General features: G+C 51.9%; 11 protein-coding genes. 7 read left to right on the top strand and 4 right to left on the bottom strand.

The window, feature by feature from the left end; all coding sequences use genetic code 11:
• Position 1: 1 nt before the first annotated feature.
• The 3 genes from IPQ00_11800 to IPQ00_11810 form a co-directional block, all read right to left on the bottom strand.
• Entirely contained in the window at positions 2-1,108 is a 1,107-nt protein-coding gene (locus IPQ00_11800; protein MBL0241240.1) for a hypothetical protein, read from the bottom strand.
• 112 nt (positions 1,109-1,220) lie between these two features.
• On the bottom strand, positions 1,221-5,018 hold the full coding sequence (locus tag IPQ00_11805) for a carboxypeptidase regulatory-like domain-containing protein (protein MBL0241241.1): 3,798 nt from the start codon (positions 5,016-5,018) through the stop codon (positions 1,221-1,223).
• Positions 5,019-5,329: 311 nt separating this feature from the next.
• Entirely contained in the window at positions 5,330-6,739 is a 1,410-nt protein-coding gene (locus IPQ00_11810; protein ID MBL0241242.1) for a sigma-54-dependent Fis family transcriptional regulator, read from the bottom strand.
• 84 nt (positions 6,740-6,823) lie between these two features.
• Here IPQ00_11810 and IPQ00_11815 point away from each other — a divergent pair, with 84 nt between their 5' ends.
• Positions 6,824-7,414: a methyltransferase domain-containing protein gene (locus IPQ00_11815; GenBank protein ID MBL0241243.1), complete on the top strand. Its 591-nt coding sequence runs from the start codon at positions 6,824-6,826 to the stop codon at positions 7,412-7,414.
• 95 nt (positions 7,415-7,509) lie between these two features.
• On the top strand, positions 7,510-9,303 hold the full coding sequence (gene sppA / locus IPQ00_11820; protein MBL0241244.1) for a signal peptide peptidase SppA: 1,794 nt from the start codon (positions 7,510-7,512) through the stop codon (positions 9,301-9,303).
• A 31-nt stretch (positions 9,304-9,334) separates the two neighbouring features.
• Here the strand turns inward: sppA and larB are convergent, their stop codons facing one another.
• The gene (gene larB, locus IPQ00_11825) at positions 9,335-10,084 is read right to left on the bottom strand and encodes a nickel pincer cofactor biosynthesis protein LarB (protein ID MBL0241245.1); all 750 of its coding nucleotides are present in this window, start codon (positions 10,082-10,084) and stop codon (positions 9,335-9,337) included.
• A 103-nt stretch (positions 10,085-10,187) separates the two neighbouring features.
• Here larB and IPQ00_11830 point away from each other — a divergent pair, with 103 nt between their 5' ends.
• The 5 genes from IPQ00_11830 (at position 10,188) to IPQ00_11850 (ending at position 14,710) form a co-directional block, all read left to right on the top strand.
• A complete protein-coding gene (locus tag IPQ00_11830; protein MBL0241246.1) occupies positions 10,188-10,802 on the top strand; it encodes a UbiX family flavin prenyltransferase in 615 nt (204 codons plus the stop codon).
• Positions 10,803-10,856: 54 nt separating this feature from the next.
• Complete coding sequence (locus IPQ00_11835) at positions 10,857-11,606, top strand: class I SAM-dependent methyltransferase (protein MBL0241247.1); 750 nt, start codon at positions 10,857-10,859, stop codon at positions 11,604-11,606.
• 9 nt (positions 11,607-11,615) lie between these two features.
• Positions 11,616-12,476, top strand: coding sequence for an ABC transporter substrate-binding protein (locus IPQ00_11840; GenBank protein ID MBL0241248.1), 861 nt, complete (start codon positions 11,616-11,618; stop codon positions 12,474-12,476).
• Positions 12,477-12,688: 212 nt separating this feature from the next.
• Positions 12,689-13,387 (top strand): peptidoglycan-binding protein, encoded by a 699-nt coding sequence (locus tag IPQ00_11845; GenBank protein ID MBL0241249.1) that lies wholly within the window; start codon positions 12,689-12,691, stop codon positions 13,385-13,387.
• A gap of 93 nt (positions 13,388-13,480) precedes the next feature.
• Positions 13,481-14,710 carry a sterol desaturase family protein gene (locus IPQ00_11850; GenBank protein ID MBL0241250.1) on the top strand — a complete coding sequence of 410 codons (1,230 nt, stop codon included), beginning with the start codon at positions 13,481-13,483 and terminating at the stop codon, positions 14,708-14,710.
• Positions 14,711-14,729 lie beyond the last annotated feature (19 nt).

Here is a 14,729-nt window from a genome sequence, read left to right on the forward strand (position 1 = left end):
TCTATTGATCAAGACCGAGCATCGAATTTCGCTTTGCTGCCGGTGCGGCATTTGCCGTGACGTTGGCCGAACCGATCGCCGGTTGCAGGGGATTAGAATACGTTCGCGGCACCGCCGGGATCTCACCGAGATGGCGGGCAGCCATCAACTCGATATCGTAGCCTTCGGACCGTACGCGCTCATCGACGTAGAGCAGGCACAAGCCCGCGGTCCACACCGGAGACAACAAAATGAAACTGATCTGCCAGATCATATTGTATGCGATCTCGTACCACGCCGGGATCACCGTGGCATCAAACGCCATCAATTCAACTCCGGCACCCCACGCATACCAGGCCAGCGGCACGTATAGGATCGCCAGTGCCGAATACGTGGCCACCGTTGTGAAAATAAAAAGGGCCATCAGACGCTTAACACTGCCGCTCGCAAGCGTCGCACTTCGGCCGACTGCCGCGAAGACACCTTGCCCCTCAACCAGCATCACCTGCGGCACGTATGCAAATCGCGATGCTATCAAAAAAAACAGCCAAAGTGCTAAATATATCAGCCCCCCACCGACAAAGACCGAAATTATAAACGCGACCAACGGTATCGACGCCATCGCCGCAACGACAACGAGAATAGCAATCGTCGCAATAATCAGTCCAAAATAAAAAAGAATAAAACCGATGGTTCCAAGGGTAAAGGTAATGCCGGTCGACGCGGCAAGCAGACCGGCGAAACGACTCGCGGTATTTCGATACGTTTCCTTAAATGAGATCGGCTCGGCAAACAGCAGATGCCGCACAAAATTGCGTGAAGCACCACCCATTACAACCAGTGTCACGATCGTCTCAACTAGCCAAATGACGGCACCCCCAAACCCATTGAAAAGAAAGTAAGTGACTTGTTCGTCCGACCCAGCCGATGTGCCCGGCGAAAACAGAGCTCTGCCGAGAAGAGTCCAGACAACCGAAAACAATGCCCCAACCAGCACCGGCGGCGTCGCGATCATTACAAATGTGCCAAAATTGTTGCGATAAAACCGAACCGCACGGTCGATGAGATCGCCCGCTCCCATAGGAGTCAGCGATAGATGTCCTTCGGCTGATGGTTGCGATTTCGCCATACTCTGCGCGGTGACTAGAGTATACCCAAATTACAGATGGCGGTGCCAAATCTAAATAAAAAAGTCTGCCGAACCTAGGTTCGGCAGACTGCAAATTGGCATAATGCCCAAATTAGAATTCAAAGCGTGCTGCAAACTGCATCGTACGCGGACCGTACTCACCCGTGATCTGTCCAAAGGACGAGCTGTTGATATTCGGCAGCGTCGTATTTTGAACAAAGTTCACGTTGTTCAGCAAGTTGAATGCCTCGGCACGGATCTGAACACGGATCGATTCGGTGAATCGGATGTTCTTCAACAATGCGGCATTGACGTTAAGGTACTTCGGACCATTTACAATTGCTCGGCCAATATTGCCGGTCTGACCCGGATTAACATTGGAGAACACTTGTCCTGCAAACGAAGTTCCAAAGCCGTTTGAGGCTGCACCCTGTGCACTGATGATCGAAGGATTGATCCAGTAGATGTTATTGTTCAGTTCGAACGTACCCATCAACGCACGGATCTCATCGTTGGTCAACGACGAGTACGGTGTCTGACGAGCCGAACGTCCACTGCGGTTATACGTTCCGCGGGTATCAACGAAAGTGATCGGAGCACCCGAGGTCCACTGCATCAAGCCTGACACTTCCCAACCGCCGAAGACCTTGTCAGCGATTCCACCCTTATTGATGAACATTTTACCCTTGCCGAACGGCATCTGGTAAACACCATTAAAGTTGAAAACGTGAGTTTGATCATAATCAGCACGGCTATTGTCGAGTTCCTTACGATTGTTATCCAGATACGGTTCAAACAGAGCCTGCGACGTGCCGACGGCATTCGTCAAGTTCTTTGAGAACGTGTAATTAGCCTGGAAGTAAAGACCGCTCGTAAAACGGCGGCGGATCTCGAGCTGAAGCGAGTTGTAACGATAGTTCGCATCGTTAAGCATCACATCGATAGCACCGGCAGCCGGATTCGGCAGGAGCCTGACAAACGGCACCAAGGTCGGATTTGCCGACGACGGGTGGTTGTTCAAGTTAGTCGTATTGTTAATGTACGACAATGCCAGATCAGCTGGTGTTCCGTTCTGAAGGTTGGAGTTAAAGGTGGCCAAAGCAAGGCCGCCCGTTCCAACGCCCAGTCGTCCGGCACTACCGGCACCCGACTGGAAGATAGTCAGAGCCTGGCAACCTGCAATTGCGCAGAAAGCATTTCCTGTCAGTGCAAAGTTGGCACGAGCTCGTTCAAAATCAGCAAAGAAACCGTTGTTCATAATATCGACTTGATTGATATCGATACCTCGAACAAGGTTGCCGCTGCGGCTACCAACGTAACGAGCCTCAAAGGCAGTGTTGCCAAAGAATTCACGCTGGAAACCAAAGCTGTACTGATCCACGCGCGGCGACTTCAATTCCGGATCGATCGCGAAGACCGTACCGAAGAAGTTGCCGACACCGACTGCATTGTTCTGCAACCAGGTTCGCGGGGGGGTAATGAACGTCGGCGGAGCAACCGTCGGGATCGCCGTCGACACACGTCCGTTGAGGTTCAGCAGCGAAACTGCGGTACGAGCCAAGCCCGGATTACCGACAGCGGCGTTGTTGATCGAGGTGATGATCGAGTCATTACCATAGATCTGGCTATAACCACCACGGAGTACCGATTTGCCGGCTCCGCCAAACAGGAACTTACCTAAGCCCTTTTCATAACTCGGCGACCACGAAATACCTAGATTCGGGGCTAAGTTATTGTAGTCGGTCTTGTAGTACGCATTCTTGCGTCCTGAGTTTGTACCAACGACACCGGATGTGCCGCTCAGGCTCAACAGCGAAGAGTTCATATTTGCCGCGTCCGGGATGAGCGGCTCGAGTGCGAGTCCGTTGTTAATGCGAAGGCCCGGGAACAACTCGTAACGCATACCCAACGAGAGCGTAAGGTTGCGGGTCACTGCCCAGCGATCCGAGAGATACACTGCGTGATTCTCATTACGGAACGGTTGGTATTGACGAACGCCAGCCTCGAATCCGCGGCTGACATCCGCAATGTTAAATGATTGTGCGACTGAGTTAAACACGCCGCCAAAGAGGGCCAGCATTCCGTTGGACGAACCAAGTTGTCCGGTACTGATACCGCCAAGTCCGGCGAAGTTGGTGGTTGCCAGAGCGACTCCCGTATTCGTGTTGCTTAAGCTGACCGTCGGAACGATCGCAGCATCATTGTACGCATTTACGCGGAAGATCTGAGCCTGTCCGCCAAAGCGGATCGTGTGGCTTTTCCAGATGTAGTCCGCATTGCTCTGGAAGTTAAATGCCTTAGTGTTACGGCCCTGTGAAAGGAACGTATTTTCAGGATTGGTCACCAGAGGCAGCGCAAAGTAATACGCCGGTGTGGCGTCGGTCTTGTCGAACGGGACTTCGCTGGTAAATATACCGCCGCGAAATTCGTTGACAAAATTCGAGCTGAATACGTGTCTCCACGCCAGGGTCAACTGCTTGTTGACCGACAACTGGTTTACCTGCGGAATCACCGTGAATGCCGTTGTATCAGCATCCGGACGGAGGTTCGATTCCTTATTGTAGTTGTAAACACCGAGGATCGAATCGTTTTCCGAAAGGTCCACGTCGAAACGCGACGAGTACTGGTCACGCGTCTGGTCCGAACGTCGGAGGAAACGGTATCCGGCAGTATTTAGGCCGTCGCCGCCGGTAAAGTTACTAGATGCCGGCAAAAGGCTGATGACGCGTGACTGGATGATCGGATCAACCACCGCGGGGATCGTCAGGAAGTTACCGCCGAACGAACGCGCGAACGTTAAAATGTTCGGGATCGTGCAGACACTACCGACCGTCTGCGATGCACAATAGGGCGAAATATCCGTGCCATTTGTACGATTCCAGCTGAATGCTCCATTACGGGCACCCGGTGTCAGGATCGTTCTGGAAGCAGCAGTGCTAAGCGGATCACGAATACCCTCATAAGCAAAAAAGAAATATCCGCGATCCTTGAAGAAAACCGGAGTTCCTTCGCCAAATCCGGGAACCGGCATCGGTCCGCTGATCTTGCCGCCAAACTGGTTACGGTTTCGAAATGAAGGCTTTTTCGCGACAGTCATATTTGACGTCCCGTCAGCATTGCGGCTGCGGTTGTTAAAAAAGCTGTTTGCGGCAAATGCCGAATTTCGATTGTACGCAAATAATGCACCGTGGAAATCCTTGGTGCCGCGCGGTGTCACGAGACGGATCTGAGCACCACCTGAGCCCTGATCTGCCTCAGAGTTTGTGGTTGTGATCGTAAACTCAGCGGTGTCATCCACCGACGGACGGCCAGGGGCAAAGTCCGTTGCGTTCGAACGAATGTACGTATCCTGAATATTGATACCGTCACGGGTAATATTCGTGAACGTGGTACGCATTCCGTTGATCGTTGTGTTTGCGGCTGAGTTACTGGCAACACCGGCCTGCAGTGTCGTAAGCGACAGCGGGCTACGCGTGAGTAGCGGCAGCGAAAGGATCTGCTGCGGACTGATCGTGTTGCTGACCTGTGCCGTATTTGCCGTGATCACATCGGCGCCGGCGGTAACAGTTACCGTCTCTTCGATGGCACCGACTTCGAGCGCCGGGCTCAGCGAGTAATCGCGGCCGACGTCGATCTTAACTGAACTTGCAACGTAGGCCTTAAACCCCGCTGAAGTTACCTTAACTGTGTATGTTCCGAATTCGAGTTGCGGGAACGAATATGCTCCCTCACCGTTCGAAACTGTTGTCTGGCTTTTTCCAGTCGCAACGTCGGTCGCCGTTATTGTGGCTCCCGGCAGAACTCCGTCAGGACCTGAAACGGTTCCTGAGAGGCGTCCTGTTGTCGTTTGCGACATCGCAATTGACGTTGCGAGAATTACCAGGAAAAATCCTAGAATGAATCTCTTCATTGTGCTCCTCCAAAAAGTGAAAATTAAACTATGACAATCTCTATGCGACAAATGTGGCACTAGTATCAACGGTTAGTAGTCAAATACCGTGCCATACGGTTTTTGCCCTTAAAGCGATGCAAACATTAGGGTTTTGAATTGGATTTTTAGCGGATGTTATAGGGTAATGTACTTTTCTTCAAAATCTCGTAGTTTGTACAAGATCGGCCCAACAATTTGTTTCTGGCAAAAGCACGAATGATGTATAACGTCTTAGCATATTACGAGCCAGCATTGATCAGATTCACTTATGTTTCGGCGATATGGGATCGCTATGTCCTGGTCGGAATATGGTGGGTCTTGATCTTAGAATTAAGTGTCGTTGCATTCAACCCCAGAAGTCGAGCGGCCCGCGACTGGTGTCCGCCGGTCTGGTCAAGTGCACGTCTGATGAGGTCGATCTCAAACTTTTTGATCTCATCATAAAAGTTGACTCCGCGGGCGATATCTATCTCGCCGGAACTCCCCTCTGTCCGCTTGATCATATCCAGAGCACGTGCCGGGTCGCTAACCTCCGGACGGAGGCAATCGACCGTCACGTCATCGGTTTGTGCAATTACCACGGCCCGTTCAATAATATTCTCGAGTTCGCGCACGTTGCCCGGATAGTAATAATTCTCTAACAGAGAGAGTACCTCAGGCGAAAGTTGCTCGGATATTTGGCGGGCATTTTCCTCCGAATATTTCCGAATAAAATGCTGAGCGAGAGGCAAAATGTCTTCGCGGCGGTCCCGCAACGCCGGCAGTTCGATAGGAACGACCGATAATCGGTAGTAGAGGTCCTCGCGAAATGTTCCGTTCTTGACTGCTTCCTTTAGATCTATATTGGTTGCGGCGATTATCCGGACGTCGACCTTTAAGGGTGCCGTGTCGCCAAGTGGCGTAAATTCACGTTCCTGTATGACACGCAGAAGTTTGACCTGTAGTTCCGGGCGCAGATCGCCGATCTCGTCCAGAAAGATCGATCCGCCGTCTGCGACCTCAAAAAGACCTTTTTTGGCCGCCACCGCACCGGTAAAGGCTCCGCGAGTATGCCCAAAAAGCTCCGATTCGAGCAGTTCTGAGGGAATATTGGAGCAATTGACGGCGACAAATGGTTCATCGGCGCGCGGGCTGGCTTCGTGTATCGCCTTCGCGACAAGTTCTTTTCCGGTTCCGCTCTCGCCAGTTATAAGGACCGTAGAACGAGCCGGTGCGACCCGATCCACAAGGCGGAACACGACCTCCATCACATCCGAGCGACCAATAAACCCCTCGCGCTTGACTGACCGCGACATTGCCTGACGCAGCGATTTACGCTCCTCTTCGTTTCGGCGGCCCCGGATCCCTTTCGCGATCAAGGCAAGTATCTGTTCGTTTTGAAACGGCTTCCGGATCACGCCCGCCGCACCCTTCTCCCAGGCGGAGATCGCCGTATCGAACGTCGCGTAGGCAGTAACCATAAGGACAGCGGCCTCACTGTCGATCCGCACCAGATGTTCGAGGGCCGTCAGCCCACCCATCCCCGGCATCGAAACGTCCATCAAAACCAGATCGTACGGACGGTGTTCGTACAACTCGATCGCCTGTTCGCCGGTTTTGGCAAGATCGACCTTATAGCCTGCACCCGAGAGGATCGTCTCAAGTACATCACGCATTATTTCTTCGTCGTCACAAACGAGTATCGAACCTTTCTTACCCATAAACTTTCAATATAGCCTAATGCGGTCGTTCACGTCCATTTTGTCACCTTTTCCAATAGTCGCAGTTGGTGTAGATTAGTCTAAATGAAGCCCATCGACGACAAGTTTGCGGCCTATTACGATCGCCTAATTAGGCCGTTCGAAAGGCTCTACCTGGCCAACGCCCGTCGGGAAACTATCGCGGAACTTCCGCAAAACGGTACATTGCTCGAAGTCGGCGCGGGCACGGGAGCCAACTTTGAGCATTATCCACCGTGCGAACTGGCGATCGCCAGCGAACTTTCGTCCGGGATGCTCCATTACGCACGAGAAAAGACAGCGACCATACTGCTTACCCAGGCCGACGCCCAACGTCTGCCGTTTCCGCCAAATCAGTTCGATGCCGCGTTCGCAACCTTGGTTTTCTGTTCGATCCCCGATCCGGTGATGGCGTTTCGCGAACTGATACGGGTCGTTAAGCCGGGCGGCCGTGTCGTATTGTTCGAACACGTGCGTCCACCGGGTATACTTGGTAATGCCTTTGACCTTTTTACACGCTTGACCGTTAAGATGATCGACGATAATTTCAATCGGCGGACTGCAGAGACGGCCGAGATGTCCGGCCTAAAAATTGTCGAGGTTAGATCTAAGGCGTTAGGAATCTTTAACCTGATCGTTTCGCAGGTCGAAAAGTGAATCGGCCCTTCAGAACCTTCGAGTGCACTTCTCCGTATAATCATACTCGCGGGATAAATTGTAATTTGCCCGTAATTTAGTTTTCATATCAACCTATGGCAACGTCAAAAACTGCAAAATTTCTCCTGATCGGCGGCGGACTTTTATTTGTCGTCCTGATCATCGGCATTATTGCGATCGCCCTGTTCGCTGACACAATGGGGCGCCCGTCGGTACCGGATAACAGCGTACTGGTACTCAGCGTCTCGGGCGCATTGCCGGACTACGTTCCTGAAGACCAGTTGACCAAGGCCCTCGGCATCGGTCAACAGCAGTCATTTACTAGCCTTATGACCCAGATCCGCAAGGCAAAGGTCGACAATCGTATCGGCGGAGTGCTTTTAGATATCAATTTTCCCGGCATCGGCTGGGGCAAGGCCGATGAGCTCAGAGATGCGATAACGGACCTTAGGGGATCCGGTAAGCCTGTTTACGCCTATTTGGAGATCGGGACCAACCGCGAATACTACATTGCCACGGCCGCGGAAAAGATATTTGTCGCACCGCCCGGGGATCTATACATTAATGGGTTTGCCGCCGAAGCGATGTTTTACAAGGGGTCATTGGACAAGCTCGGTGTCGAGGCGGACGTAATACAGATCGGGCCCAAATATAAAAATGCGCCCGACGCATATACGCGAAAGGAGATGTCCGATGGCCAACGCGAAGTCATAAACGCCCTTCTCGATGAGTACTTTACGCGATTTACTACGGCTATTGCCGAAACCAGGAAAAAGTCCGTCGATGATGTGAAAGCCTTGGTCGACAATGCCCCGTACACCGCAACGCAGGCAAAAACTCAGGGCTTGATCGACGACGCAATATACCGTGAGCAAGTGGACGAACAGTTTAAGACACGTCTAGGCTACAAATCCGACGATAAATTACGAACTATCCGCGGCAGCCAATACCGTGACATCCCGTCTGACTCGCTCGGTCTGAATAAGGGCGAGCGTGTAGCGGTGATATACGCGTCCGGTGCGATCAACGTCGGGCGTTCGAGCAGTGGCCCGATCAATGGCGAGATGGTCGGATCCGACACTATCGTCACCGCGGTCAATGACGCGGCCAATGACAAATCTATCAAGGCGATCGTACTTCGCGTGGATTCGCCCGGCGGATCCGCACTGGCGTCCGACCTAATGTGGTACGCACTCGAAAACGCTAAAGCCAAAAAGCCGGTAGTTGTATCGATGGGCGATGTCGCCGCCTCCGGCGGATATTATATCGCCTGCAATGCCAACAAGATCGTGGCTCAGCCTTCGACAGTGACGGGGTCGATCGGCGTATTTATGGGCAAGCCGGTGGTTAAGGGACTTTACGATTGGCTTGGCGTCACCAACGAATATGTTATGCGCGGTAAAAACGCAGGACTATTCCGCGAGACCGAAAAATGGACGCCCGAGGAGAGAGCTAAGATGGTCGATCAAACCAATAGCATCTACTTCGACAACTTTATTCCCAAAGTTGCAAAGGGCCGGAACAAAACGGTCGAGGATGCCAATACACTCGGCCAGGGACGCGTTTGGACTGGAACTCAGGCTAAACAGAGCGGTCTGATCGATGAATTTGGCGGACTTGAAAAGGCGATCGAGATCGCGAAACAACTTGCAAACCTACCGGCGGACAAGGATGTAAAACGAGTCATCTTTCCCGAACCCAGGCCTTTCCTTGAAACGCTCTTTGGCGGCGATGCGTCTGCCCAAACGCGTGAAGAGCAGACTCGAGCGGCCATACTGGAGGCTTTGCCCGCAGATGTCAGGCGATCATTCCGCTACGCCTCGCTCTTTGACCGGATGCAAAAGGGCGAAGCAATGCTGTTGATGCCCTTTGAACTCGAGATCAAGTAGGCGATCTATCGGACGAACCGGCGGGGTGGGTCTATGCTTTTCGATTTATCAGCGAAGCAGTAAATCCCGCCCCGAATCCGTTATCGATATTTACGACCGTTACATTTGATGAGCACGAATTGAGCATTCCCAACAGCGCGGCTATTCCGCCAAATGATGCTCCGTATCCGACGCTCGTCGGCACCCCGATCACCGGTACACTTACCAACCCGCCGACGACCGATGGCAAAGCTCCCTCCATCCCGGCAGCGACGATCACGACTCTGGCATTTTGCAGTACCTCACGCTGTGAGATGATACGATGAATTCCGGCGACGCCCGCATCCCAGATGCGAACGACCCGATTGCCCATCGCCTCGGCCGTCAACGCGGCCTCCTCGGCCACAGGGATATCGCTTGTTCCCGCGGTGACGATGGCGATCTCGCCGATGCCGCGCTCCGTGTCGTCACGCAAAACCCTAATGATGCCAGCCGCGGCGTGCCATTCAGCGTCTGCTGCAACGTTCCGAACGTCACCAAAAACCGAAGCATTTGTCCGTGTGATCAGCACATTCGGCGAGCGTTCGATCAGCTTTTCGAAGATGCCGACGATCTGCTCGTTGGTCTTGCCCTGACCAAATATCACCTCGGGAAAACCCTGCCGCGATGCTCTGTTATGATCGATCTTTGCATAGCCGACATCTTCGTATGCGAGCCCTTTCAATCGTTCGGCCGCCGCATCGTTTGTGAGTTCATTTGCCGCAAACGCATCGAGAACCTTTTTTATATCTTGTATATTCATCCGTAACTAGAATCTACCTTATCCGATCGCCCGAATAAAATGTCAGCCGTCCAAAAGGCGACGGCCTTTCAAAAACTGATCGACAGGATTAATATCAAGCTATATGGAACTCACCGTCGCGATCACAGGTGCATCCGGCACTATCTACGCCAAGAGAACGCTACAGTTACTCGCCGAAAGCGGCGTTGTCGAGACGGTTAATCTCATAATGTCCGGCACTGCGGCCACTGTCGCCCAGGTTGAGTTGGGCGTGAATCTACGCGATCCCAACACGTCAAAGATCAATTCGTGGCTAGGACTCGGTAGCAATTCGAAATTGATACGCTACTGGCGGCTCGATAATTTTGCGGCGAAGCCCTCGTCGGGCTCTAACAAGCAGGCGGGGATGATCATCGTCCCGTGCTCAATGGGTACTCTTGGTGCAATTGCTTCAGGTGCGGGAACCAATTTGATACACAGAGCGGCAGATGTTTGCCTCAAGGAAGGCCGGAAACTGATCGTAGTGCCGCGGGAAACGCCCTTTAACGAAATTCACTTGGAAAATATGTTGCGGCTTTCGAGAGCGGGAGCCCGTATTATGCCCGCCAGTCCCGGCTTTTATCACCGCCCCAGATCCATCGACGACCTGGTCGAGCATCTCTGTTATCGGATTCTCGATCAGTTCGATATTCCTCATTCGAAAAAGAACGAATGGACAGGTGAAGAGGTAAGTGAATGATCAAATTTGACGTCAAGGCGGGAGAAACTGAATAATTTTGTTGTAGGTGCCCAGATGACAGATACCATCGAGCGATTTTCGAACCGCGTCGAAAACTACATAAAATACCGACCCGGTTATCCGCCGTCGGTAGTTGCGTTTTTGACAGAAAAGTATGGACTGGCCGCGTCTCACGTCGTCGTTGATATTGGGTGCGGCACCGGCATTTCGTCTGTACAATTTTTAGCCAATGGTAATCGTGTGATAGGTGTCGAACCGAACTCGGTGATGCGTTCGGCGGCAATTCAGCTTAATGCGGGGTACCCGCTCTTCACTTGCCTCGACGGGACGTCAGGTGACACGACGCTGCCTGACGCGTCCGCGGATCTGATTGTTGCCGCCCAGGCATTTCACTGGTTCGAACCGGATGCTGCCCGAGAGGAATTTAAGAGAATCCTCAAGCGGAACGGGCACGTGGTTTTGATCTGGAATGAACGCCAACTTGATACAACCCCATTTCTAATAGAGTACGAGGCCCTGCTATTGAGGTACGCGACTGATTATGGCCGTGTTCGCCACGACCATTTGGATACGGCAAAATTGACTGGCTTTTTTGGCAAGAGCTTTGATTCGGCAACATTCCCAAACTTGCAGATCTTCGATTTTGACGGACTCAAGGGCCGAATGCTGTCGTCGTCATATATGCCATCTGAGCCATCTCCGATTTTTACGCATATGATCGAAGATCTCAGGTCACTATTTGCCAAACACGCCGAAAACGGTAGAATTGAAGTTTTGTATGACACAAATGTGTTCATATCCTGAAATTGATTTATGACAGTTACATCCGACGCCACTCCCGAACTTCGTACGATCACGGTCGCCCATTCGCCTGACTCTGATGATGCATTTATGTTTTACGGGCTCGCGACCAACAAACTCGAGACCGAAGGGCTTAAGTTCGAACACACACTCAGGGACATCCAGAGGCTTAACGAAGACGCCAAGAATGGCGTGTTTGACGTGACGGCCATCTCCTTTCACGCGTATGCGTACGTATCCGACAAATACGCTCTGCTACCGCACGGAGCGAGTATCGGGGACAAATATGGGCCGATCCTGGTTGCCAAAGAGCCTCGCAGTGCTGACGATATCAGCAAAATGAAGATCGCCGTCCCAGGTGAACTGACGAGTGCATTTTTGGCCTTGCGCATCTACAATCCTGACTTTGAATATATCGTTGTTCCCTTTGACGAGATCATCGAAGCTGTCCAAAAAGGTGACGCTGATGCGGGTCTGCTTATTCACGAAGGCCAGCTATTCTATCACCAAAAGGGACTTTACAAGGTGCTCGACCTTGGCGAATGGTGGTATGAAAAGACCGGATTGCCCTTGCCGATGGGCGGCAATGTCATTCGCCGTGACCTCGGCGAGGACCTTATGAAACAGGTCTCTAAATATCTTCATCAGAGCATTGTCTATTCGATGGAGAACCGCGAAGATGCTCTCGCTTACGCAATGCAGTTTGCCCGCGATATGCAGCCCGAACTCGCCGACCGGTTTGTGGCAATGTGGGTCAATGACCTAACGCTGGACTATGGTGACCGTGGCCGCGAAGCCGTAAAGCTTCTTCTCAAAATGGGTTATGAAAAAGGCATTATCCCGCATCTGGTCGATGTGGAATTTGTAAGTTAGGCACATCGTTTTACCGATTACTTAACAGAGCAGTTTGCGACCGGCGTTCAGCCGGTCGTTTTCGTTTGAATCCTGCAAAACGCTTGACAGATGGGCAAAATAGTCCGATACTGCTTTGCGCTATTAGTCACACTTTACATTCACGGTTAGTATTACCGAAGGTGGCCCTAAGCCCTCTGAGCAATACCACCGGATCAAAACAGGAGATATCTATGCTTAAAAAGTTTCTGTTACTGGCAACCGCACTGCTCGTTTTTTCCGGTGCCGCATTAGGCCAGGGCACCACGGGTACGACCACTGCCGCATCTACTGAAAAGCCTGCCAAGCCCGCGGCGTTCCGGGCGACCAAGGATCAGATCAAGCAGGGTCAACAGATCCTCATCAACGGAAAGCTCTATTCCGGCGAAGCGACCGGCGTGTATGGGGATTCACGGCCGGCGATCAAGTCGTATCAAAAGGCGAACGGCCTAGACGAAAACGGTAAATTTGACAAGGCAACGCTCGAGAAAATGGGTATCGCGTTGACCGACAAGCAAAAGGGCATCGCAACCACAGAAACGACCAAGTCCAAAACCACCGGCTCATCGACGACCGGAGCGACCAATGCAAAGGCCACATCTACCGGTGACGGCCCGAAGCGGCCTGCTCCGTTTCAGGCGAATAAGGATCAGATAACTGCGTTGCAAAATAAACTCAAAGATGCAAAGCTCTTTACCGGCGAAGCCAACGGCGAACGCAGTGACGCACTGAAAGACGCGATCAAGAAATACCAGGAAGCCAATGACCTGAACGCGACCGGCGGTGTAAATGCCGCGACTCTGGGTAAGTTGGGAATTGCTCTTACCGACAAACAGAAAGAACAAGTTGCCGCTCAAGCAGCGTACGACGCCGCTAAAGCCCCCAAGAATTAATGGCTTTGGAGCCTGATGATCGTCGGGCCGCCACTATTGGCGGCCTTTTTCTTTAGACGGTCAATTGGCCAAATGTCTTAATCGATACAGAGGATGCAGGAAGCCAATATCTACACATATCTGACGCCGATCGCACTATTCTTTGTGCTGATCGAGGTCGGATTATGTTTGGCATACCGACGAGACTACATTCATTTTCCTGAGGCAGTTGCAAACTTCGGCACCGCCCTCGCCAATCAAACCGTGAATGTACTTGTTGCCGCCGGTGTTTATGTCATTTACGGATGCCTTTGGGAAAATTACCGGCTTTTTACGATCGAGCTCAATTGGTGGACATTCATTCTGCTTCTGCTCGGCGTCGATTTCATCTTTTATTGGGTGCACCGTTGGGGGCACGCGATCAACATACTGTGGGCTGCTCACTCGCCTCATCATTCGGCCGAGGAAATGAACTTTATGGTCGCCTTGCGAGCCAGCGTGACCCAGCGGTTTAGTTCATTTCTGTTCTTCTGGCCACTCGCTCTCATAGGTTTTCAACCGCTCCACATCTATATGATGAGTGGTATTCATCTGTTCATCGCATTTCTCCATCACACTGAATTTATCGGTAAACTCGGCTGGTTTGAAAAGTATTTCACAACGCCGTCGCACCATCGCGTCCATCACGGGGTCAATTTTCCATACCTCGACAAGAATTTTGGCGAATTTCTGATCATTTGGGACAAGATATTCGGATCGTTTGCCGAGGAAAACGAAAAGGTCGTTTACGGCATCTATAATCATCCGCAAAGCTGGAACCCGATCAATATTAACTTTCACTATTTCATCGTCCTTTGGCGCGACGCAGTTGCGGCCCCATTCCTTTGGGACAAGATCCGCGTTTGGTTTATGCCCGCCGGATGGCGTCCACGGGGTTTGCCGGACAAACCGATGATCGAGATCACCACGCAAAATCAGATCAAATACCGTCCTCTGATGTTCGACAAGTCACGCGTGTATATACTGCTCCAACTCGCGGTCGGTGTCTTTCTAATGCTCGGCGTCATCTCAAACCTACTTAAATGGACCACTGAACAGCGTTGGCTTGGTGCGATATTGCTATGGTGGCACGTTATTAATTGGAGCGGCGTTCTCGAGGCTCGGCCTTGGCTGTGGATCTCTGAAAATTTGCGGATTTTGGTCACAGCTTTTGCCGTAATCTCCTTTAACGCCTTGTATCAACCGTCCGGTTTTCTTTTTGTCGTGATAGCCATATCGGCATTCTCCTTTATTTGGACAAATCTTTACTTTCGCCCCGGCAGCCCGAAACTCGAAATAGCCTAATAGTAGTCTAGGTCACAGA

It is taken from the genome of Chloracidobacterium sp., assembly GCA_016720705.1.
GTDB lineage: Bacteria > Acidobacteriota > Blastocatellia > Pyrinomonadales > Pyrinomonadaceae > OLB17.